General features: G+C 72.9%; 17 protein-coding genes and 1 pseudogene. 11 read left to right on the top strand and 7 right to left on the bottom strand.

Translation table 11 applies throughout. The features are described from left to right. Positions 1-59 precede the first annotated feature (59 nt). The gene (locus I4Q55_RS08135; protein WP_206785387.1) at positions 60-689 is read left to right on the top strand and encodes a hypothetical protein; all 630 of its coding nucleotides are present in this window, start codon (positions 60-62) and stop codon (positions 687-689) included. On the opposite strand, the gene I4Q55_RS08130 is transcribed toward I4Q55_RS08135, so the two are convergent. After that, positions 678-3455: an alpha-L-fucosidase gene (locus I4Q55_RS08130; RefSeq protein ID WP_206785386.1), complete on the bottom strand. Its 2778-nt coding sequence runs from the start codon at positions 3453-3455 to the stop codon at positions 678-680. The genes I4Q55_RS08135 and I4Q55_RS08130 overlap by 12 nt on opposite strands. A gap of 152 nt (positions 3456-3607) precedes the next feature. On the opposite strand from I4Q55_RS08130, the gene sigJ reads away from it, so the two are divergent. After that, positions 3608-4498, top strand: coding sequence for an RNA polymerase sigma factor SigJ (sigJ, locus tag I4Q55_RS08125; protein WP_206785385.1), 891 nt, complete (start codon positions 3608-3610; stop codon positions 4496-4498). Here sigJ and I4Q55_RS08120 read toward each other — a convergent pair. After that, positions 4458-7565, bottom strand: a complete 3108-nt coding sequence (locus I4Q55_RS08120) for an RHS repeat domain-containing protein (RefSeq protein ID WP_206785384.1) — start codon at positions 7563-7565, stop codon at positions 4458-4460. The genes sigJ and I4Q55_RS08120 overlap by 41 nt on opposite strands. Positions 7566-7763: 198 nt before the next feature. Between I4Q55_RS08120 and I4Q55_RS08115 the strand changes: the two genes are divergently transcribed. From I4Q55_RS08115 to I4Q55_RS08105, 3 genes are read left to right on the top strand one after another with little or no spacing between them, the layout of a single operon-like run. Beyond that, positions 7764-9386 (top strand): S8 family serine peptidase, encoded by a 1623-nt coding sequence (locus I4Q55_RS08115; protein WP_206785383.1) that lies wholly within the window; start codon positions 7764-7766, stop codon positions 9384-9386. Next, entirely contained in the window at positions 9383-9958 is a 576-nt protein-coding gene (locus I4Q55_RS08110) for an RNA polymerase sigma factor (protein ID WP_206785382.1), read from the top strand. The genes I4Q55_RS08115 and I4Q55_RS08110 overlap by 4 nt, the downstream gene beginning before the upstream one ends. After that, positions 9955-10440, top strand: coding sequence for a hypothetical protein (locus tag I4Q55_RS08105; RefSeq protein ID WP_206785381.1), 486 nt, complete (start codon positions 9955-9957; stop codon positions 10438-10440). The genes I4Q55_RS08110 and I4Q55_RS08105 overlap by 4 nt, the downstream gene beginning before the upstream one ends. Positions 10441-10541: 101 nt before the next feature. Here I4Q55_RS08105 and I4Q55_RS08100 read toward each other — a convergent pair whose 3' ends face one another. Then, positions 10542-10829 (bottom strand): hypothetical protein, encoded by a 288-nt coding sequence (locus tag I4Q55_RS08100; protein WP_206785380.1) that lies wholly within the window; start codon positions 10827-10829, stop codon positions 10542-10544. A 92-nt stretch (positions 10830-10921) separates the two neighbouring features. On the opposite strand from I4Q55_RS08100, the gene I4Q55_RS08095 reads away from it, so the two are divergent. Continuing rightward, on the top strand, positions 10922-13462 hold the full coding sequence (locus I4Q55_RS08095) for a CHAT domain-containing tetratricopeptide repeat protein (protein WP_307793154.1): 2541 nt from the start codon (positions 10922-10924) through the stop codon (positions 13460-13462). Between the two features lie 282 nt (positions 13463-13744). On the opposite strand, the gene I4Q55_RS08090 is transcribed toward I4Q55_RS08095, so the two are convergent. After that, positions 13745-15061: a DUF2079 domain-containing protein gene (locus I4Q55_RS08090; protein WP_206785378.1), complete on the bottom strand. Its 1317-nt coding sequence runs from the start codon at positions 15059-15061 to the stop codon at positions 13745-13747. 56 nt (positions 15062-15117) lie between these two features. Beyond that, positions 15118-16455 (bottom strand): cell wall metabolism sensor histidine kinase WalK, encoded by a 1338-nt coding sequence (locus tag I4Q55_RS08085; RefSeq protein ID WP_206785377.1) that lies wholly within the window; start codon positions 16453-16455, stop codon positions 15118-15120. A 73-nt stretch (positions 16456-16528) separates the two neighbouring features. Between I4Q55_RS08085 and I4Q55_RS08080 the strand changes: the two genes are divergently transcribed. From I4Q55_RS08080 to I4Q55_RS50930, 3 genes and pseudogenes are all read left to right on the top strand, one after another. Beyond that, on the top strand, positions 16529-17377 hold the full coding sequence (locus I4Q55_RS08080) for a maleylpyruvate isomerase N-terminal domain-containing protein (RefSeq protein WP_206785376.1): 849 nt from the start codon (positions 16529-16531) through the stop codon (positions 17375-17377). 274 nt (positions 17378-17651) lie between these two features. After that, positions 17652-18041, top strand: a pseudogene (locus tag I4Q55_RS50935) (transposase); the annotation flags it as partial. Positions 18042-18154: 113 nt separating this feature from the next. Next, entirely contained in the window at positions 18155-18895 is a 741-nt protein-coding gene (locus I4Q55_RS50930; protein ID WP_206785375.1) for a transposase, read from the top strand. Positions 18896-18958: 63 nt separating this feature from the next. On the opposite strand, the gene I4Q55_RS08070 is transcribed toward I4Q55_RS50930, so the two are convergent. Beyond that, the gene (locus I4Q55_RS08070; RefSeq protein WP_206785374.1) at positions 18959-19558 is read right to left on the bottom strand and encodes a dihydrofolate reductase family protein; all 600 of its coding nucleotides are present in this window, start codon (positions 19556-19558) and stop codon (positions 18959-18961) included. 22 nt (positions 19559-19580) lie between these two features. Then, positions 19581-20564, bottom strand: coding sequence for a small ribosomal subunit Rsm22 family protein (locus I4Q55_RS08065; protein WP_206785373.1), 984 nt, complete (start codon positions 20562-20564; stop codon positions 19581-19583). A gap of 146 nt (positions 20565-20710) precedes the next feature. Here I4Q55_RS08065 and I4Q55_RS08060 point away from each other — a divergent pair, with 146 nt between their 5' ends. Both I4Q55_RS08060 and I4Q55_RS08055 read left to right on the top strand, forming a co-directional pair. After that, positions 20711-21133, top strand: coding sequence for a YciI family protein (locus tag I4Q55_RS08060; protein WP_206785372.1), 423 nt, complete (start codon positions 20711-20713; stop codon positions 21131-21133). Continuing rightward, positions 21133-21483 (top strand): YciI family protein, encoded by a 351-nt coding sequence (locus I4Q55_RS08055; RefSeq protein WP_206785371.1) that lies wholly within the window; start codon positions 21133-21135, stop codon positions 21481-21483. Before I4Q55_RS08060 ends, I4Q55_RS08055 begins: the two co-directional genes overlap by 1 nt. Positions 21484-21503: the final 20 nt, after the last annotated feature.

Here is a 21503-nt window from a genome sequence, read left to right as displayed (position 1 = left end):
TCGGGTGACGTTCGGGCGGCGCGTTTTCGCCGGTCCGCGCCCGGGGTGAGGATGTGTCCATGTTGGACACCGAAGTCCTGGTGCGGACGGCTCCGCGCGCGCTCGACGTCGGCACCCCGCTCGGGGACGTGCGGTTCGCCGTCCACCTCGCGGGCTGGGTCGTGCCCGCGAGACCAGAGCTGACCTGGGGGCTCCGCTCCGGGGCGCGGCTGTGCCGGTGGCGGTCCGAGTCCGCGCGGCTCGACGTGCTGTCCGGCCGCACCGCGTCCGGGCCGGGCGGGGTCACCCGGGAAGCCGTCCTCTTCCGGGTGCTGGCCAGGGAGGACGTCGGCGAGTTCGTCGTCGAGGCCGAGCTGGCGGGGGCGCCCGAAGAGGACCGCACCTGGGAAAGCGCCTTCAGCGCCGAGACCGCCGACGCCGTCGTGAGCGTCGGCGGTCCCGGCGCCGAACTGCTGCGGCGGTACTCGCGGGCCGGGCAGCACGTGCCGCCGTACTGGTCGCGGCTGCTCGGCGGGGACGCCGTCGAACGGACCGGCGGCCGGCTCACCTGGCGGCTGCCCCGCGTCGCGCGTGGTGACTACGCCGACCTCTGGGTCGCCGTGGCGTGGAGCGAGCCGGGCCGGCACCCGGGCACGTGGCCGGCCGTCGAGCTCGACCCGGCCCGGGTGCTGCGGGAGCTAACACAGTGAAACCCGGTCCAGATCCGGGGCGCCCGCCCGGTCGTTGCCGATCCGGAGCGTATTGGCGCCCGCGGTCAGCGTCACCGGGACCGAAGTGGTGTACGGGGTGTTGTTCCCGGCGCCGCTGACCTTCACCTCCACCGGCGCGCCGCCGTTCACCGACACGAAGTACGACCGGTCGCCGTTGACGGTGAAGTCCAGGTACAGCGTGTACTGCCCGGCCGCGGGAACAACCACACCGGGGAAGGTCACCGCCGCGCCCGGCCCGATGTTGCGCACCTTCTGGCCGCCCGAGCACGGCGAGCAGTTCGTGACGCCGGCGTCGCCGACGTCGTTCGCCGAGTCCTCCGCCTCGCGCATGAACACCCGGTCCGCCGGCCGGAGCCGGACCGGCACCGGCTTGCTGACGGACTTCGCGCGCCCGAGCGTCCGGAAGGAGGCCGTCACCGGGATGCTCACGTCCTGGGCCGCCGGCGCGGTCACCGTCCAGGAGCCGTTCAGGACCTGCCCGAGCCCCAGACGGGACGCGGTGACGGCGCCGCCGGTGAGCGTCCAGCCCGCCGGGACCACCGGCGCCAGCGACACCTGGTCGATCGGGTCGTCGACGTCCAGCCGCAGCGACGCGATGATCTGCAGAGACTGCTGACCGGGCGAAACCCATTGGATGCCGGCGGGTTGCACGGTCAACGTCGTCTTCGGGGTGTACGACTCGGGTGGCATCGGCGCCACGGCGATCCGGTCGAGGTCCGCCGTCCCGGAGACCCTGATCGTGTTGGCGCCGGCGTTCAGCGGTACCGGGATCGCCCCCGGCGCGGCGACCGTGATCGGGGCCGCACCGTTGACACTCACCGAGAGCGTGCCCGGTCCCGTCGTGTCCAGCTGCAGCCGCGCGGGACCCGTGGCCTGGACGTCGCGGAAGACGACCGCGCCGCGGTCGAGGCCGGTCACCGCGTTCGTGCCCGAGCACGCCTCGCACCACACCGGCGTCGCCTTGCCTTCGAAGCCGTTGCGCCACGACTCGGCTTCCAGCGGCACTTCGCCGCGCGGGTCGGGGTAGCCGTAGGCGACGTCGATCTCGTCGAGCGCGAGCTGCCGGTAGTACGGCTTGGCCTGCGGGCCGGACCACGTGTTCAGCACCTCGAGCTTCAGGTACCGCGCGTGCACCTCGCCGACGTCGATGAACTGGACGCCGCGGGCGCTGGGCAGGGCGCCGGTGCGGACCGTGCGCCAGGTCTTGCCGTCGTCGCCGGCGTGGACGCGGTAGTCCTTGATGCGTGCGGAGTCCTCCGCGCGGCCGAAGGACTCCCGCGCGTACGTCGGGGACGACTCGCGTTCGTGCACCGCCAGGTAGGCCGCCGGCCGCTTCCGGCCCAGGTCCAGCGTCACGGACACCGGCAGCTGCCCACCCGCGTCCCAGTAGGTCAGGTAACTGCCGTCGACGAGGCTTGGTGCCGAAGCTTTGATGGTGCTCTTGTCGTAGAAGTACTGCTGTCCAGCCGTGTCCACTTTGAACACCGTGTCGTAGGCGTCCCAGTCGCGGATGTCCAGGATGGACAGATAGCCGCCGGACTGGGCGAACCGCATCGGCTTGCCGGTCCGCAGGTCGGACACGCCGGTGACGCGGTAGCCGTTGTCCCGCAGGCGGACCAGGTTCGTCGACGGCCGCGTCAGGACGTGCACGTACTGCGCCCCCGGTTTCACGGTGATCACGCCGTGCGCGCCGTCGTTCCAGAAGCCCGGCTGCAGCCCGCCGTACATGTACCCGCCGCCCTCGGTGCCTTCGAGCGATTCCCGGATCGGCTGCCGCCAGGACGCCATGAAGTTGTTGAACGCCTCCTGCTGCGGCGGGAACCTGCCGTTGAGCATCGCGGTTTCGGCCATCAGCGACTTGATCGACGAGCCCGCGTTCGTGATGTAGCGGCCGGTGGAGAGCCGGAAGTCGACGGCCTGGTCGCCGCCGCTGTACCACCAGTCGCCGCTGGTCGGCAGCTTGTAGTCCGCCTCGGTGAGCCGCGGCATCGGCGTGTAGACCGCCTGCGGGTAGTCGTACGACGGCGTCATGCCGGTCTTCTGCTCGTTGCTGACCGTGTCCATGATCGGCGTGTCCTCGTTGTTGTTGCTCAGCAACCAGGACGGCCGCTTCTCGCGGACGCGCTCGTAGAGCCCGTGCTGCTCCCAGTATTCGTTGTCGTTGTCGATCCAGAACCCGGCGAGGCCGGCGTAGCGGTCCATGACCTCGTCGAACAGGTCGTAGCTGTACTCGCCGAAGCCCGGGCGGGTGGTCAGGTCGACCGGCTTGCCCTTGTACGCCGAGTAGGCGGCCGAGTCGAGGGACTCGTGCCCGGTTTCGTTGTGCCACTGCGGATCGTCGGTCATGTAGAGCATGACCCGCACGCCCTCGGCCCGGCCGGCGGCGATCAGCTCGCCGAGGAAGTCGCGCTGCGTCGAGCAGCTGCCGGGGATCGTCGACGGCCACGGCCGCGCGTAGCCCAGCCGGCTGTGGAAGGTGGTGAGGACGACGTAGGACGCGCCCAGCTTCTTCGCCTCGTCGATCCAGTAGCCCGGCGTCCAGCCGCCGCCGGTGACGTCGCGTTCCCAGGCAGCGCAGTCGGTGTGCCGCGGCGCGGTGAACATGCCCCAGTGCAGGAAAAGCCCGGCCGTCGAGGCCCGCAGCCAGTCCTGGCGCGGGTGGTACAGCTCGGCGTACGCGGGGCTGACCAGGCTCGCCACCAGCGCGACGGCGGCGGCGAGGCAGGCAGGCAGTCGGATTCTCAAGGGACCTCCTCGTTCGGAGAGATCCGATGATTGGTTGGTCATATATCGTACGTCAAGGGATGATGCCGCTCATCGGCACACAATCGTCTGATCTATCACAAACCTGCGCCCGCGTCCGTCAAGGTGGTGATCGCACCGCGAAAGGACGAACAGTGAACGAGGACCTGCTGGCCCGCAGCTTCGAAACCCACCGCGACCACCTGCGGTCCGTCGCCTACCGGATGCTGGGTTCGCTGGCCGAGGCCGAGGACGCCGTCCAGGAGGCGTGGCTGAAGCTCAGCCGCAGCGACTCCGCGGCCGTCGAGAACCTCGGTGGGTGGCTCACCACCGTCGTCGGCCGGGTCTGCCTCGACATGCTGCGCTCCCGCAAGGCCCGGCGCGAAGAGCCGTGGGAAACCCTGGTGCCCGACCCGATCGTCAGCCGCGAGGACGGTGGCCCCGAGCACGAGGCGCTGATCGCGGACTCCGTCGGCCTCGCGCTACTGGTCGTGCTCGACACGCTCATCCCGGCCGAGCGGCTGGCCTTCGTGCTGCGGGACATGTTCGCGATGCCGTTCGACGAGATCGCCGCGATCGTCGGCCGGTCCGAGCCGGCGACCCGGCAGCTGGCCAGCCGCGCCCGGCGGCGGGTCCAGGGCGCCCCGGTCGCGCCGGACCCCGATCGCGCCCGCCAGCGCGAAGTCGTCGACGCCTTCCTGGCGGCCGCCCGCCGTGGTGACTTCGACGCGCTGGTCTCGGTGCTGGACTCCGACGTCGTGCTGCGCGCCGACCACGGCTCGGCCCGGGGCGGCTCGGTCGAGGTCCGCGGCGCGGCGGCGGTGGCGAACCAGGCGCTCACGTTCTCGCGCCTCAACGCCGGCGGCGGCGTGGTCCACCGCGCCCTGGTCAACGGCGCGGCGGGCGTGGTGGCCACCCGCGAGGGCCGTCCGTTTTCGGTGCTGGGCTTCACGGTCGCGGGCGGCCGGATCGTCGAGATCGACATCGTCGCCGACCCGGACCGCCTCAGCCGGCTGGACCTGGCCGTGCTGGACCGGCAAGACTGACGTCGTCGACGACCGCGCCGGACTCGTCCGTCACCAGGGCGAGCCCGCCCGTGTCGGCGAAGTGCAGGTAGCGGGTGCGGCCGTCCGCGTACCGCCGCACCGCGTCCGCGATCACGACCACCAGCTCGCCGTCCTCGATGGCGTACCGGTCGTCCGGGGACAGCACCTCGCGGATGCGCGAGCCGTTGGTGACCAGGGTGCGGACGCGGCGGCCGGTGTGGTCGTAGCTGTACAGCGCGTTGACACCGTCGCCGTGCACCCCGCGCAGCCGGCCGAACGCGTCCCGGATCTCGCTGCCGGACAACGTCTCCGGCGCCGGCCCGGGCTCGATGTCGCGCACCAGCCCGCCCGGCCCGGTGAGCACGTGCCGCCCGTCGGCCCAGTGCTCGCTGACGCCGTTCGCGTAGTGCACCGCGGTGCGGCGGCCGCTCAGGTCGTAGGAGACGGCGTCGACGAAGCCGGGCACGCACACCAGCCTGCCGACCTCGTCGTACTGGTGCCGCACGGCCAGCCGCCCGTCGCCGGCGTCGGGGTAGACCACTTCGGACACCCGGCCGTCGGCCCGGCGGGTCACGTCGAGCCGGTACTCGACGGCCACGTGCGCCGGGCGCCAGCGCTTCTCGGCGGGCCGGCCGAGCGCGTCGTAGCCGAACTGGGTCACGCCGCATTCGTCGGTGACGCGCACCAGCCGCCCGCAGCTGTGCGGCCCCGCGCCGAGCGGCACCGCGAGCCCGCCGTCGTGGTGGGTGCACGTGGTGACCGGCGTGCCGCGCGGGTCGTCGACCAGCACCGCGACCACCCGGCCGGCCGCGTCCCGCACCCGGAACACCGTGTGCCCGCCCGTGGTCCGCGACTCGACGACGTTGCCGGCCGCGTCCCGGACGTGCACCGAACCATCCGAACCGCGCAGCTCGCGGCCGAGCAGGTCGGGCACGCCGGCTTCCTCTTCGAGCCGGCTTTCCCGGACGGGCAGCGGGCGGCCCAGCGCGTCGTACCGGAACTCCTCGGGCGGGGGCAGCGGATCGCCGTCCCGGAACGCCCGGCTGGTCCGGCACACCAGGCCGCGCGCGCAGTACTCGTGGTGCTCGTCGACGACGTCGCCGAGCAGTTCCGCGTGCCGCCGCTCCAGCAGCCGCCCGGCGCCGTCGCGCAGCTCCGCGGTCACCAGCACCTCCGCCTCGCCGGACACCGCGCGCTGCTCGGTGGTGACGCGGGTGCCGTCGTAGCGGTACCGGACGGTCGGCAGCTCCGCCGAGTCGCCCGGCCGCACGACCGTTTCGGGGCGGCCCAGCGGGTCGTGGGTCAGCGTGGTCACCGCCCCCGCCGGGTCGGTCACCTCGCACACCCGCGCGGTGCGGACGTCGTGGCGGGTGATCGTCACGTTCCCGAGGGGATCGGTGACCACCTCGGGAAAGCACCGGTCGGCCGAATACCGGACCTCGCGGGTGTGGCCGAGCGGGTCGGTCGTCGTGGTGCGCAGCCCGGCGACCGAGCCGAGCCGCCCGTGGAAGGTCGTGACCCACCAGCCTTCCTCGCCGGGACGGCGGTGGTAGCCGTGGTGCCGCAGGTCCGGCGGGCGCGCGCCGTAGACGTCGGCGACGAGCGCGTCGGTGAGCACCAGCTCCTCCCGCGCGGTGCGGAAGCCGTGGGATCCGGCGAGGCCGTCGGGCTCTTCGTCGTAGCGGAAGATCGTGTCGGAGAGGACTTTCCCGGTGCCGTCCACCGCGCGGACCCGGGCCGGGAGCGCGGCGAACCGGTGTTCGGGGTCGGTCGCGTACTTCGTCCGCGTCTCGCGCACGACCGGGTCGTGGCCGGGCCGCTCGGTCGTCTCCACCTCCCGGGTCGGGTTGCCGGCCGGGTCGAAGGCCGTCTCCGTCGTGGTGACCGAAACCGGCGTCTCCCGGCGCTCGAACTCCGTCGTCACCGAACGCGTCCACTGTGGACGGCGGCGGTGCTCGACACGGCGGTACGGCCGGGTCGCCGCCGGCGAGCCGTCGAGGCCGTAGGTCTCCTCCTTGGCCAGGAAGCCGTCGTCGCCGAACCAGCGCACGGTCCGCAGGGTGGGCGCGTACTCGTCGCCGAGCTCGTCCTGGACGACGCGGCCGAAGACCGGCAGCTTGCTGTCGTGGTACTCGAACTCGGTCACGCCCACGTGGCCGGTGACCGCTTCGCGCTGCGAGACCCGCCGGACCACGGGCACCGACGCCACGGTCGCGTATTCGATGGCGGTGCGCAGGCCCGTCCCGTTGTCGATTTCGCACAGCCGTCCGGCGCGGGGCAGCTCTTCGAGGGGGTGGTACGGCACGGCGTCGAGCACGGACACCCCGCCGCCGGACCGCGCCCGCGCGGTCAGCCGGAGCCGCGGCGCCGGCGGGGCGTCGACGGTGGCGTAGGCCAGCCGCAGCGCCGGAGCGGCGGTTTCGGTGCCCTGGGTGTCGAACCCGGTGAGCGCCACCGACGTCAGCAGGGACGCGCCGGTGACGTCGTCGGCGTCGTAGCCGAGGGCCCACCGCCGTACGAGCGGCCGCGCCGAGCCGGGCACCCGCAGGTCGATCCGCGCGCACCGCAGCGCCGTCGTGACGAGGGTGCCGCCGCGGCCGCGGCGCAGCACGTCCGGCCGCGGCTCGTAGGTGAACTCCACCTCGTACGGGCCGTAGGAGACGCGCGTGAGGTAGGCCTGGCCGCTGTGGTGCGCCCAGCCGAACGCCGTCGTGGTGCCGAAGGCGTCCTCGGTGCGGTCGAGGTACCAGGTCGTGTCGTCGCCGGGCGCGAGGAAGTGCCGGAGGCCCGATCGGGTGGTGAGCAGGAAGCCGTCACCGCGGCGGACGAGCCGGCCCGCGGCGCCGTGCGGCGCGGGGTCGTCCGGCGGCCCGACGTGCGGCAGCGGGATCGTGAACCCGCCGCCGAACGGGCCGTTCGGCGCGCCGGTCGCGTAGTGCAGCGCGAGCGCGGGCGCGCTGCCGCCGGGACCGGGCGGCAGGTCGAGTGGCACGGTGAAGCAGCCACCGCCGGTCGCCGGTTCCGGTGTGAAGGCGGCTTCGTGCGTGCTCGACCGGAGCACAACCATGGTGATCTCCCCGATGGACTCGTGACTTCCGGAGGGCCAAGTGGGTGAGGCAGGGGCGCCAGATACGTCGTCACCCGTTTGCCGTCGCCGTTACGCAGTCGTGATGCCGGTGTCGTATCCCAGTGGCGGCCCGCGGGTCTTTTCCGGGTGCCGTTGGTGATCAGTGACGGGGGCGAAGGCAGCAGGAGGGTGGACCCGATGGTCGTCAGGTTCGTGCGGGACGAGACCGCGGAAGCAGCGGTGGAGGACGCGAGCACGCTCAACCAGCTCCCGGCCCCGCCCCGGCAGTTGCTCGACCGGCACGGCGCGCGCGTGCTGGACCCGGCGACCGCCGTCGTCGCGGCCGGGCAGCCGGCCCCGCGCACCACCGTGTACCGGCCGGGCGTGTTCCTCGTCCCGCAGCGGTACCTCCGCGACCAGCAGACGCTGGGCGCGATCGACGACGTCCTCGCCCGGATCGGGCTCTACGCCGATCCGGTCGTCGTCGACACGGCGGAAGTGGCCCGCGTCCGGCAGCTCGACGACCTGCCCGTCCGGGTCGCGCTGCGCGTCCGCGAAGACGCCGATCCGGTCGTCGTCGACTGCTGGAAGGCAATCCAGCTGCTGAAGGCCGCGGCGTCGGCCGAGCGGCCGGAGCTGAACCAGGTGGTGGCCCGGATCTCGCCGGAGCACCTGCTGTTCAGCACGCCGGTGTTCGGCGGGGTCCCCTGGGAGACCAGCGGCCTCGGCGGCACACCCTGGGAGACCAGCGGGTTCGGCGCGGGCAGCTCCTACGGCCGCACTCGCGGCGCCAACCGGATCCCGGTGACGCTGGCCGCGGCTCCGCCGTACCGCAGCGAGAAGCCCGAGCACCGGCGGCCGGTGATCGCCGTGCTGGACACCGGCATCGGCCCGCACCCGTGGTTCGGCCTCGCCGACCGCAGCGGACCGCCGCCCGCGGGGTCCGGGCTCGCCGTCGCGCCGGGCATCCAGGCGGCGATCCTGCAGGCCCAGCTCGCGTCCGGCGCCACGCTGCCGACCCAGCTGCTCCCGGACTACTGGGACGCGCCGACGACCGGCCAGCCGCTGATCGGCGACGTCGACACCGACACCGGGCACGGCCTGTTCATCGCCGGCATCGTCCGGCAGGCCTGCCCCGAAGCCGACACCCTCGCGATCCGCGTGGTGCACAGCGACGGCGTCGCGTACGAGGCCGACGTGCTGCTCGCGCTGCACCTGCTGGCCGATCGCGTCCGGGCGGCACAGGCGGACAACCGGCCGGAAGACATGGTCGACGTCGTCTCGCTGTCGCTGGGCTACTACGAGGAGAACCCGGCGGACGTCGCCTACACCGGCCAGTTCGGCGCGGCCATCGCCGAGCTGCTGGGTCTTGGCGTGCTCGTCGTCGCCGCGGCGGGCAACGACGCCACCACCCGCCGGTTCTACCCGGCGGCGTTCGCCGACCAGCCGCTCGGCGGCGGCAGCGGCCCGCAGGTGATCAGCGTCGGCGCGCTCAACCCCGACGTCACCGGGAGCAAGGCGTTGTTCTCCAACGAAGGCCCGTGGGTGCGCGCCTGGGCGACCGGTGCCGGCGTCGTCAGCACGTACCCGACCGACGTCCGCGGCACCGCGGCCGCCGACCACGAGGTGCCCGGGTTCGGCCGCAACTCCTTCGACCCGGACGACTACAGCGCCGGCTTCGCGGTCTGGGACGGGACGTCGTTCGCCGCGCCGCTGGCCGCCGCCGAGCTCGGCAAGGCCCTGCTGCAGTCCGGTGACCTGGCCACGGTCGACCGCGAGACCGTCGTCAAGCGCGCCTGGACCGCGCTGGGCGCGCTGTGAACGTGGCCAGGACCGACCACGCTCGCGTGGCGACCTTGTTCGACGCCGCGCGGGAGGGCGACCGCGCGGCGCTGGACGAGCTGGTCGCCCTGCTCACGCCGTTGCTCTGGCAGGTGGCGCGTGACCAGGGCCTGGACGCCGACCAGGCGGCCGACGTCGTGCAGACGACGTGGCTGCGGCTGCTCGGCTCGTTCGAGGAGATCCGGTCGCCGGTCGCGCTGACCGGCTGGCTGATCACCGTCACCAAGCGGGAGGCCTGGCGCACTGGGGAACGGCGCCAGGTCGAGCGGCCGCTGCCGGAGCTCCCGGAGCGGCTGACCGAAGCATCGCCGGCACCCGAGGAGGGGGTGCTGAGCGAGGACCAGCGCGTGCGGCTGTGGCGCGCGGTGGACAACCTGCCCGAACGCTGCCGCAGCCTGCTGCGGATCGTGGCGTTCGTGCACCGGCCGGACTACGCCGAAGTCGGCGCCCGGCTGGGGATGCCGAGGGGGAGTATCGGCCCGACCAGGGGACGCTGCCTCGCGCGCCTGCGCGAGCAGCTACTCGCCAACGGCGAAGGAGATTGGCTGTGACCACCGTCGAACCACCAGGCGCTGACGAGCCCTTGGACGAGCTCGACTTCCGGCTGCTGGCCGGCGTGCGCGAGCTGTGGGAAGACGCCGACCCGATGCCCGCCACGCTGGTGGACCAGATCCGCTTCGCGATCCGGCTGGAGGACGTCGACCTGGAGGTGATGCGCATCCGGGAGGAGGTGGTTTGCGCGGGCGCGCGCAGCGCCGCCGAGCAGGGCAGGTTGATCACGTTCGACAGCGAGAGCCTGACGATCATGGTGAACGTGAGCCCGGAACCCGGGGGCAAGATCCGCCTGGACGGCTGGCTCACGCCACCGGCCGCCCACCCGATCGAGGTCCGCACGAGCTCGGGACCGTTGGTGACGACGTCGGACGCGGAGGGCCGGTTCGCGGTGAGCGGGGTCCCACACGGGATGGTGCAGGTGCTGGTCCGCACGGCCGGCCGGACCAGGACGGTGAGCACGCCGGCGATCGAACTCTGAGCGCGGGCCGGTCACCCGTGATCGGAGGGGCAACACGCGTGATTGGAAGGGCGACACGCGTGATTGGAGGGGCAACACGGCGGGCAGTGACGCGGTTCGGGTCACTCGTCGGTGAGGTCCTCCGCGGGCCACTGCTCGAGGAACGCGCCGAGCGCGTCGTCGATGAGCGCACCTCGCGGGGTGGGTTCGTCCCACGGGCCGAGGTTGTCGACGAAGGCATCGGCCAGCACTTCGAGCACCGCTTCCTGCTGGGCGAGCGTCGGTTTCTCCTGCCTGCGCAGCGCGGCCAGCAGGTCCGGAGCGCGGTCGGCCAGCAGCTCCACGACGATCCCGCGGTACCGGCGGGGCAGGGCGTCGACGACCGTCGGCGCGGGGGATTCGTTCGCCATGGTGCCGCAGTCTGCAAGAACTGCCTGATACCTCTGACTCGGAGGTACGATCCGGGGCGTCCTTCCCCGGGCCGAAAGGGCAGCCCTTGGTCGTGTCGCCGACGGTCGAAGACCGGGTCCGCGACCTGCACCGGCGTGCGGTCGCGGCGACCAACGACGGCCAGCCCGTGGTCGGCGGCCGGCTGATCCGGTCCGCCGCGAGGCTGCTGGGCCTGCCCGCCACGGAACCACCGAAAGGGTGGCCCGCCTGGCCTGACCTCGCGACACGCGTGCTCGGCACCTACGCCGCCGTCGAAACCGCGCTCGGCAACAGCGCGCGCGGGCTAGCCCTGCTCGACGAGGCCGACGCCCTCGTGTCGGACGCCGGGCGCGGGATCCTGCGTCAGCAACGTGGTCTCGTGCTCATCCTGATCGGTCGCATGGACGAGGCGCTGACCTGCTTCGACGAGGCCATCCCGCTGCTGCGGCAGGCCGGTGAGTTCGTCGTGCTCGCCAGGACGCTGCTCAACCGCGCGATGCTGCACCAGTACGCCGGGCGCGTCCGGCTCGCGCTCGCCGACCTCGACCAGTGCGAGCAGATCGGGGCGAGCCACCCCCAGGAAGACGGCCTGGCCAGGATCTTCGCCAAGGCCGCGCACGGCCGCGGGCAGGCGCGGGTGCTCACCGGCGACATCCCCGGCGCCCTGCGCGACTTCGACGCGGCGAGCGGGTTCTACGCCGAGCAGAGCGTCGGGATGCTGCCGGTGCTGGCCGTCGACAAGGCGCGGGCGCTGCTGGCCGCCGGGCTGCCGCACGAAGCCGCCGCCGAACTCGACGCCGCGCTCGAGCAGTTCCCGCGGCTGCGGATGAACCAGGAACACGCCGAGGCCGAGCTGACCAGGGCGCTGGCCGCGCTGGCGAGCGGCGACCCGGCTGCCGCGCGGAGCTGGGCCGGCCGGGCCGAACGCCGCTTTCGCCGTCGCGGCAACGAAACCTGGGCGGCGGTGGCTCAGCTGACGGTGCTGCGCGCGGACTTCGCGGCCGGCCGCCGGATCGCCCGCATCGGCGCGGAGGCGACCGCGCTCGCGGACCGGCTCACCGGGCTGGGCCTGCGCAACGACGCGGAAATCGCCGCGCTCCTGGCCGCGCGGGCCCGGATCGCGCTCGGCGACCTCGACGGCGCCCGCGCCGGCATCGCCCCGCGCGACCGCCGGACCGCGCCGCTGGAGAACCGCCTGGTGCGGCGGCTCGCGCTCGCCGAGCTCGGGGCGGCGAGCGGCCACCGGCGCGTGACGTTCGCGAACGCGCGGGCCGGCCTGACGCAGCTGCAGCGGCACCGCAGCCGCTTCGGCAGCGTCGACCTGCAGACCGGGACGACGTCGCTGGGCAAGGAACTCGCCGACGCCGGGCTCGCCGCGGCGCTCGCCCAGCGCTCGCCGGGTGTCGTGTTCCGCTGGCTCGACCGCTCGCGCGCCCAGGCGTTCCGGTTCCGGCCGGTGCGCCCGCCGTCCCACCCGGAGATCGTCGACGCCGTCGCCGAGCTGCGGTTCCTCTCGATGCAGATCCGCGCGGGCGAGCTGGCCGGGAAGCCGGACACCCAGGCCGTCAAGCGGTGTGCCGCGCTGGAGCGGGAGATCCGCGCCAAGGGCTGGCAGGCCGAGGGCGTGACCGCCGGCCACGTCGAGGCGAAGCTGCGCGAAATCGGCGACGAGCTGGCCGAGACCGGCAGCGCGATGGTCTGCTTCCTCGCCGACCGCGGCGCGTTGTGCGCGCAGGTGATCGCCCACCACCGGGTGGCGCTGGTCGAGCTCGGCCCGGCGTCGGCCGTGGCGGAGCCGGTCGCGCGGCTGCACAGCGACCTCGACGCGTTGTGCGGGCGCCAGCTGCCGCCGAAGCTGGATCAGGTCATCCGCCGGTCGGTGCGGACGCAGGTCACCGCGCTGGACGCGATCCTGCTGGCCCCGCTGGCGTCCCGGCTCGGCGACCTCGACGTGGTCGTCGTGCCGACCGGCGCGCTGTCGGCGATCCCGTGGGGGCTGCTGCCGACGCTGCGCGGCCGCCCCGTGACGGTCACGCCGTCGTCGTCGGCCTGGTTCGACGCCGGCCGCCGGTCCGGCCGGGCGACCGGGGCGCCGCTGCTGGTCGCGGGCTCGGACCTGACCCACGCGGAGGCGGAGGTCGCCCGGCTGGCCCCGCTGTACCCGGACGCCGAGGTCCTGACCGGCCCGGACGCCACGGTGGCGGCCACGCTCAAGGCGTTCGACGGCTGCCGCCTGGCCCACTTCGCCGCGCACGGCCACCACGAGCGGGAAAACGTGCTGTTTTCCCGCCTCAACCTGGCCGACGGGCCGTTGATGGCCTACGACGTCCAGCAGCTGGCGACGGCACCGGAGCAGGTGGTGCTGTCGTCGTGCGACGTCGGCCAGGCGGTGGTCCGCGCGGGCGACGAGGTGCTCGGCTTCACGGCGGCGCTGCTCTACGGCGGAAGCCGCACAGTGGTGTCGAGTGTGGCCAGGGTGGACGACCGCACGGCGGGCGGCGTGATGCTCGCGTTCCACAAGGCGCTGTCGGTCGGCACACCCCCGGCGCGGGCGCTGGCGGACGCGGCCCGGGCGGAACCGCTGATGCCGTTCGTCTGCTTCGGCCGCAGCTGACAGCCGCCCGCGCCCCAAGTCAGGGGGTCACTTCTGTCGCCCTACGCTTATTTGTCACAGCTGCGTGGCACTTAAGTGCCTCGTCATTGTGACATTTAAGCCTAGGGTGGCGCCACTCGATGTGTGAGACCCAATCAAGGCTGCCTGGGGACGGGCCCGGTGTCACTCGATCGAGTGAAGCGCGGGGCCGCGCGTCATTCCTGGCGGAGGGTTCCCTCTTCCTCGGTGCGGCGGTAACCGGCCGGCACGCCCCCCGACTGGCCGGTTACCGCTGCGAGTTTCCTACTCACGGTGGAGCAGCACGACGGCGTCCGTCCCGTCGACGCGCTCGTACCCCGTGTCCTCCAGCTCGGCCAGCGCCGCGGCCTTCGTCGCGAGCGTCGTCGGCCAGGACTGCTCCGGCTGCGCCACGACCACCCACTCCGGCCGCTCGCCGGTCACGCCGTCGAAGAACAGCACCGTGCAGCGGGACGTCAGGTGCGGGGCCAGCCGGTTGGACGCCAGCACCGTCGCGCCGTCCGGGATGCGGGCCAGGACCGCGTCGATGCCGGCTCGCTGCGCCGGCGTCCAGACGCCGTCGGTCAGGTGCGCCGCCTGCAGGCCCAGCGAAGCCAGCCCGACGACCACCGCGCACGCCGGCAGATAGCGCTTGAGCCGCCGGGCGCCGTGCACGCCGGCGATGAACACGATCGGCATCAGCACCGCGCTGTAGTGGTAGCCCATGCCCCAGTAGCGGTCGTTCGCCGAGACCAGCCGCCACAGCAGCGTCGGGACCGCCAGCAGGAGCAGCGGCGACCGCAGGGCCGCGAACGCCGTCGGCGCCAGCAGGGCCAGCAGCATCGACACCTTCACGATCGCCCCGCCGAACGGGTTGAGGCCGCCGCCGTGCGCGTACGCGCCGGCCGGGTTCAGCGCCGGCAGCACCACCAGGAACAGCAACGCGGACGTGACGACACCGAAGACGATCACCGTCCAGCCGAGCCGGCGCCGGCGGTTGAGCACCAGGACCACGCCGACCGCGGCGAGCGTCAGCGGCAGGTCCTCCTTGACCAGCACCAGCGGCAACGCGCACCACACCGCGGGCCGCCACCGCTCGTGCAACAGGTGCTCGGCGGTGAACGCCAGCATCGGGACGGCGAAGCAGATCTCGTGGAAGTCGAAGTTCACCGCGGACAGCAGCCCCCACGACAGCACGTACCCGGCGCCCACGAGCGCACCCCGGCGGGTGCCGAGCAGCCGGATCGCACACCGCGTCACCGGCACCGCGGACAGCGCGAACAGCATGGCTTGGGCGACCAGCAGGCACCCCGGCGACGGCCACAGCAGGTAGAGCGGCGCCAGCAGCGCGAGGATCGGGTGGAAGTGGTCGCCGAGCGTCGGCGCGCCGGGGCCGAGCAGGTCCGACACCGGCCAGTGGCCGTGCGCGTAGGACCGCACCGCCTGTTCGAAGATCCCCAGGTCGAACCCGCTCGCGTCGAACGTCCGCAGCCGCTGCAGCGACCAGGCGGCGTACCCGGCGAAGGCGACCGTGGCGACGACGTAGGGGACCGCGCGGCTCTCGCGCGTGCGCGCCGGAGCCGGCGCGAAGTCGATCAGCATGGCGGGATGCTCGTGCGGCGACGCTGAACCGGAGCTTAAGGAGCCTGAAGAAGTCTTCAGGCAAGCGGCAGGCGCAGCTCCAGCCACGCGCCCGACGTGCCCTCGGCGACGCGCAGGGTGCCGCCGTGCGTCCGCGCGATCTCCGCGGCGATCGCCAGCCCGAGCCCCGAGCCCCCGTCGTCCTCGCGCGCGCGGTCGTCGTCGAGGCGGACGAACCGGTCGAAGACGCGCTCGCGGTGTTCGGCCGGGATGCCGGGGCCGTCGTCCCGGACGGTCAGCACGGCTTGGCCGCCGTCCTCGGCGAGCGTGATCGTCACGCGGCTCCCGGCGTGCCGCTCGGCGTTGTCGACGAGGTTCCGCAACAGGCGCTCCAGCCGTCCCGCGTGTCCCCGGACCACCGGCGCGGCGTGGATTTCCGTGCGCACTTCGACGCCGTCACGCGGGAGCCGGGCGGCGACGTGCCCGGTGACGAGGTCCGCCAGCGCGATCCGGCCGGTGCCGGCCGGCTGGTCGGCGTCGAGCTTGCTGAGCAGCAGCAGATCGCCGGTGAGGGTTTCCATCCGCGAGACGTCGAGCACGGCGTTTTCGACGCTGCGGCGCCAGTCGAGCCGGTCGGGGTGGGCGAGCTGGACCTCGAGCTGCGTGCGCATCGACGCCAGCGGTGTGCGCAGCTCGTGCGACGCGTCCGCGGTGAACCGGCTCTGCCGCCGCACGGACTCGTCGAGCCGCGCCAGCATCGCGTTCATCGTGACGGCGAGCTCGGTGATCTCGTCGCCGGAGTCGGGCACCGGCACCCGGCGGCCGAGGTCCCGCGCGCGGATGCCGTCGACTTCGGCCCGGATGGTCCCGACCGCGCGCAGCGACCGCCGCACGGCGAACCAGGCGACGGCGCCGATGAACAGCGAGGCGGCCGGCACCGCGCCCCAGAGGATCTGCCGGGCGGTGGCCACGGTCTCGAGGCCGACGGGGTCGAGCTTCTCCGCGGACACGACCGCGTAGCGGCCGTCCTTCGTCCGCGCGGTGCGGTAGACCTGGTCGTCGCGGCCGAACGGCTGGACGATCACGCAGTCCGGCGCGTAGACCTCGACCGGCTGGTCGCCGGAGAACCGCTTCGGGCTGTCGAGCGAGCAGTCGGCCGCCTGCCTGCCGATCAGGTACCCGCCGCCCTTGGGGTACCGCTGCGGCACGTCGGCCGGGGCGACTCCCGAGTTCAGCAGCGCGACCAGCGTGTCGGCCTTGTCGCTCGCCCGGGCACCGGCGTTGGGTTCGAGGCTGCTTTGCAGCGCGTTCACGAACCAGAACGACCCGAGGCCGAGCACGACGGCCGACGCGAGCGCGGCGAGGAGGGAGACCCGCCACCGGGTCGACCGGGGCAAGATCCGGAACCGGGCCATGCGGCGAAGATACCTTCGCGGTCCGCACTTTCGGAGACTCGGGAGGCCGGACCGCGGCTCTACCGTAAACCCCATGACGATCGAACTTTCGCAGTGGCACGCGGTGCGTGCGGCCTTCTCGGAGGTCGGCGGCCGATTCGCGGACGCGGTCGAGAACGCGCCGGACCCGCACGCACGGGCCATCGGCGACTGGTCGGTCGTCGAGACGGCGGCGCACGTCGGCTGGATCGCGCTCGTCTACACGGCCATGGTCAAGGGCGACGGCGGTCCGCTGCCGCTGCCGCTGCCGGAGCTGGAAGAGCCGATCGCTTCGGCGAACATCGAGACCGTCGGGGCGATGAACGACATCGCGATGACGGCCTACCCCGAGCGCGACCCGCACCGGCTGGCTGAACGGCTGCGCGCGGACATCGCGGAAGTGCTGCGGGCCAGCAGCGACTACGACCCGGAGAAGCCGATCTGGTGGCTGGGCGGCAGCCGCGTCCCGGTGGCGGGCCTGCTCGCGCACCTCGTCAACGAGATGAGCATCCACGGCCAGGACATCGCCCGCGCGAGTGGCACGCCGTGGCGGATCGACCCGGCGCACGTGGGAATGTTCCTGGAGCTGTTCTTCGTCGGTATGGTCCGCAACGACGTCGGACGGCTGCTCGACTACGCCAAGCCGTCGCCCCGCCGGATCGCGGTGGAGTTCCGGTCGGATTACACCGCACCGGTGGTCATGGTGCTGCACAACGGCGGCCTGCGGGTGACGGAACCCGACGGCACGGCGGACGCCCGGCTGACCTTCGACCCGGCGGTGCTGGTGCCGATGATGTTCGGCCGGATCTCGCCGCTGCGCGCGGTGCTCAGCGGCAAGGTCCGCGTCGGCGGACGCCGCCCGTGGCGGCTGATGGAGTTCCTCCGCACGGTGCACATGCCCTAGGCGTGTCTGAAGGCCGGTGAACGCCCGTTGCGGGAACCCGCGGTGTTTGCGGGCGCGGCCTGATCGGCTGGGTCGGGGAGCACAGCGACGACGCGGTCGCGCGGATGGCGCGGTGCTCCAGCCGCCGCGGGAGCGGTCGATCGCGTGGTCAGGCGGCTCGGCCTTTTGTCAGGCACGCCCAAGACCGTATGGAGGGCCGGCGCCTCGCTCGTAAGTTGGCGCGGGTTGCCGCCACGCTTGGTGGTGGTAGAGCCGCGGTTTACGGGAGGCGCCGGTGTTTATCGAGCGTACGTGTGTCGGGTTGGATGTTCACGCCCGGTCGGTGGTGGCCTGCGCGATCGACAACGAGGCCGGAGAGGTCCGGTCGCTGCGGCTGTCGCCGAAGACCGAGGCGGTGGCGGGGTGGGTGTGTTCGCTGCCCGCTCCAACGGCGGTGACGTATGAGGCCGGCCCGACCGGGTTCGGTCTGGCGCGGGCGCTGGAACGGGCCGGGGTGCGATGTGTGGTGGTCGCCCCGTCGAAACTGGAGCGGCCGCCCGGGGATCGGGTCAAGACCGACCGCCGCGACGCCGAGCGGCTGGCGCGGCTCCTGCGGATCGGGGAACTGCCGGCGGTGCGGGTGCCCGGTGAGACCGAGGAAGCGGCACGGGATCTGGTGCGGGCGCGGGAGGATGTCCGCGGGGATTTGATGCGGGCCCGGCACCGGCTGTCGAAGTTGCTGCTGCGGCAAGGGTTGCTTATGACGGCTCGGCGTGGACTGGCGCGCACGAGGCCTGGGTGCGGTCGCTGGCCTTCGACCGGGTCGGGGTCCGGCTCGCCTTCGAGGAAGCCTACGACGCGGTGCTGGTCACGCAGGCCCGCCGGGCTCGGCTGGACACCGCGATCACCGAGCTGGCCGCGACCCCGGTGTTCGCGCCGGTCGTGGGCCGGTTGAGCTGCCTGCGCGGGGTGAGCACGCTGACCGCGTTCGGCTTGGCGACCGAGATCGGGGACTGGCATCGGTTCACCGGCGCCTCGATCGGCGCCTATGTCGGTCTGGTGCCCGCGGAGTCCTCCAGCGGCGAGCACCGCCACCAAGGAGCGATCACCAAGACCGGCAACTCCCACGCCCGGCGGTTGCTGGTCGAGGCCGCCTGGCACCACCGCAAACGCTGCCGGCTCAGCCGGGAGGTGGTCCGCCGACAGGACGGTCAACCGGCGGCGGTGCGGGCGCGGGCTGAGGCCGGCAACCGGCGGCTGCATCGCCGCTGGACTCGGTTGGACACCCGCAGCAAGCGGTCCACGATCAGCGCGGTCGCCGTCGCCCGCGAACTGGCCGGGCGGCATGCGCAGGCAGCGCGAGGAGCGACCCGCTACTCCGACCACGCCGGCGGGGGTGCGACGCTCGACCCTGGAGACGCGGAACACGCCCGACGAACACCCGGTCATGCGGTAACCAACCCGCGTATATCAGCCTTGACCGCGCGTCGACCGACAACGCCCCACACACACCGAAGTCTCCCGCCGGCACCCCACTGACCAGGCACGACCACCACATCGAGCCAGCTTCAGCCTGCCCGCTTGACAAACAACCCCTCCATATCAGCTGCCGAGCCGGCCGGAGGCGAGCGGGAGCACGCGGAAAGTCAGGTGCGTCGCGTTCGGCGTCTCGTGCACGGCGGTGCGTTCCAGCTTCACGTGCTTCCCGGTCTCGGCGTCGAACAACCGCACGCCGGCGCCGAACAGCAGCGGGACCACGTGCAGGCGCAGCTCGTCGACCAGCCCGGCCAGCAGGAACTGCCGCAGGGTCGTGCCGCCGCCCATCAGGACCACGTTGTCGTTGCCCGCGGCGGCTTTCGCCTGGCTGAGCGCGCTTTCGAGGCCGTCGGTGACGAACGTGAACGTCGTCGGGCCCTTGACGACCGGTTCGTGCGGCCGGTTCGTCACGACGAAGACCGGCTTCTTGAACGTGCCGTCGGCACCCCAGGGCTCCTCGCCGACGTCGAACATCGACCGGCCGACGACGAACGCGCCGGTGCCGTCGAACAGCCGGCCCGCGACCTCGTGGTCGGCGTCGGTGCCCTCGAACATCCAGTCGTGCAGCAGGCCGCCGCCCTTGCCCAGCCGGTGGTCGGCGCTGGTGTCCGGGCCGGCCACGATGCCGTCCACCGACATGCTGATCTCCGCGATGACTCTCCCCATGGGCAGCCACCTTGCCAGCGGATCAGGCGGAAGACCAGCCGTCGCCCCATTCGGCGTCCCGCGCGGCGCGGTACCGCGGGCCCTGCTTCTTCGAGACGGCGACCGCGGGCTTCAGCCCTTCGGAAGCCGTGCAGAGGTCGAGCGCGACCCAGCCCTTGTGCTTCTTCGGGTGCCGGATGATCCGCGCTTCCGGCCGCTCCGGCGTGCTTCGCGTGGCGACGACGTAGGCGAACTTCTCGTCTTCGAACCCGAGCGTGCCGGCCTTCAGTTTCCGGTGCAGCCCCGACCGCGGCAGCCGCGCGGCGAAGTGGCACCAGTCCTCGCCGGGCACGATCGGGCACGCGGCGTCGTGCGGGCACGGCGCGACGACGTGCAGGCCGAGCTCGATCAGCTGGGCGCGGGCGACGCGGATCCGCTCGTACCCGGCCGGCGTGCCGGGCTCGATCAGCGCGACGGCGCCGGCCTTGGCGGCCAGCCAGCGCACGACGTCGGCCCGGGTGGCGCCGGGGAGCTCGCCGAGCACGTAGGACAGCGTGACGAGGTCGGCGTCCGGGGCGGGCGAGGCGGGATCGACGAGCCCACGCCGCCATTCGGCGTCCCGGACGGCGGCCCGGTCGCTGCCGGCGGCCAGCCGTTTGCCGAGCCCGATGGCGCCGGCGACCTGTTCCAGCACGGTGCACCGGGCGAGCGAAGGCCACACGGCGGCGGCCGCCCACACAGCGGCACCGGTGCCGCCGCCGACGTCGATCTGGGTACGCGGCTCGAAGCCGGGAGCACGCGAAGCGGCTTCGGCGAGCACGGCGTGAACGGCGGCGTAGGTGGCAGGCATGCGGTAGCCCGCGTACGCGGCGACGTCCGCTTCGGAGGTGAGGATCGGCGAAGTGGCCGCGTCACCTTGGCGGTAGCGCGCGCTGAGCCGGTCGACGGACTGGGTGAGCCGGGCCAGGGGGTGCCGGGCCAGCTCGTCGTCGAGCGCGGAGGAGAGATCGTCGGGGAGTACCGCCACGGCTGACGATTCTGCCCTGTCCGAATTGTCCCCCCGACCCCGCCCTGAGCTGCTAGTTTTCCCGCGCGAAAACTTTTTCGCCGGAGCTGTCGATCCGGCGCCCGGCCGTTCGACGCGTAGGCAGGACCGACCGAGAGGAGACCGCGATGCGGTTCATGGTGATCGTCAAGACGGACGAGCAGACCGACGGCAAGGCCCCCAGCGCCGAGCTGCTCGAGGAGATGGCGAAGTTCAACGAAGAGCTGGTCAAGGCCGGCGTCCTGCTCGCCGGCGAAGGCCTGACGCCCAGCTCCGAGGGCGCCAGGGTCGTCTTCGACGGCAAGGAGGAGCCCAAGGTCGTCGACGGCCCCTTCACCGAGTCGAAGGAGCTCGTCGGCGGGTTCTGGATCCTCGAGTGCCGCGACCGCGACGAGTGCGTCGAGTGGATCAAGCGGATGCCGAACCCCGAGGGGGAACACGGCGAGGTCGAGATCCGGCGCGTCGCCGAGGCGTCCGACTTCGAGAACATGACGCCCGAGGTCGAAGAGCTGGAGGGACGGCTGCGCGCGCAAGCCGCCGGGGACGCCTGATGCGCTTCATGGTGATGGTCAAGGCCAGCGCCGAGTCCGAGGCCGCCGGGTTCCAGCCCAGCGCCGAGGAGCTGGCCGAGATGGCGCAGTTCAACGACCGGCTGTTCAGCGAAGGCCGGATCGTGCTCGCCGAGGGCCTGACCGCCAGCGCCGAAGGCGTGCGTGTCGTCTTCGAGGGTGACGCCGAGCCGAAGGTCATCGACGGGCCCTTCGCGGAGACGAAGGAGCTGATCGCGGGTTTCTGGGTGCTGAACGGCGAGTCGCTCGAGGAGGTCGTCGAGCTGATGAAGCAGGCGCCCAACCCCGAGGCGAAGGGTGGCGTGCTGGAGATTCGCCGGATCAGCGAGTAGTGGGTTGCACCGCGGCTGAT

This window comes from Amycolatopsis sp. MtRt-6, from assembly GCF_017308975.1.
Taxonomy (GTDB): Bacteria; Actinomycetota; Actinomycetes; order Mycobacteriales; family Pseudonocardiaceae; genus Amycolatopsis.
The sequence above is the reverse complement of the archived record's forward strand: the minus strand, read 5'-3'. Positions and strand labels throughout refer to the sequence as shown.

What these genes read in the sequence shown, in the direction of transcription:
- I4Q55_RS08135 (WP_206785387.1), top strand. Translation starts at nt 60, where the DNA reads ATGTTGGACACCGAAGTCCTGGTGCGGACGGCTCCGCGCGCGCTCGAC.
- I4Q55_RS08120 (WP_206785384.1), bottom strand. Translation starts at nt 7,565, where the DNA reads ATGGTTGTGCTCCGGTCGAGCACGCACGAAGCCGCCTTCACACCGGAA.
- I4Q55_RS08115 (WP_206785383.1), top strand. Translation starts at nt 7,764, where the DNA reads ATGGTCGTCAGGTTCGTGCGGGACGAGACCGCGGAAGCAGCGGTGGAG.
- I4Q55_RS08100 (WP_206785380.1), bottom strand. Translation starts at nt 10,829, where the DNA reads ATGGCGAACGAATCCCCCGCGCCGACGGTCGTCGACGCCCTGCCCCGC.
- I4Q55_RS08090 (WP_206785378.1), bottom strand. Translation starts at nt 15,061, where the DNA reads ATGCTGATCGACTTCGCGCCGGCTCCGGCGCGCACGCGCGAGAGCCGC.
- I4Q55_RS08085 (WP_206785377.1), bottom strand. Translation starts at nt 16,455, where the DNA reads ATGGCCCGGTTCCGGATCTTGCCCCGGTCGACCCGGTGGCGGGTCTCC.
- I4Q55_RS08080 (WP_206785376.1), top strand. Translation starts at nt 16,529, where the DNA reads ATGACGATCGAACTTTCGCAGTGGCACGCGGTGCGTGCGGCCTTCTCG.
- I4Q55_RS08070 (WP_206785374.1), bottom strand. Translation starts at nt 19,558, where the DNA reads ATGGGGAGAGTCATCGCGGAGATCAGCATGTCGGTGGACGGCATCGTG.
- I4Q55_RS08060 (WP_206785372.1), top strand. Translation starts at nt 20,711, where the DNA reads ATGCGGTTCATGGTGATCGTCAAGACGGACGAGCAGACCGACGGCAAG.
- I4Q55_RS08055 (WP_206785371.1), top strand. Translation starts at nt 21,133, where the DNA reads ATGCGCTTCATGGTGATGGTCAAGGCCAGCGCCGAGTCCGAGGCCGCC.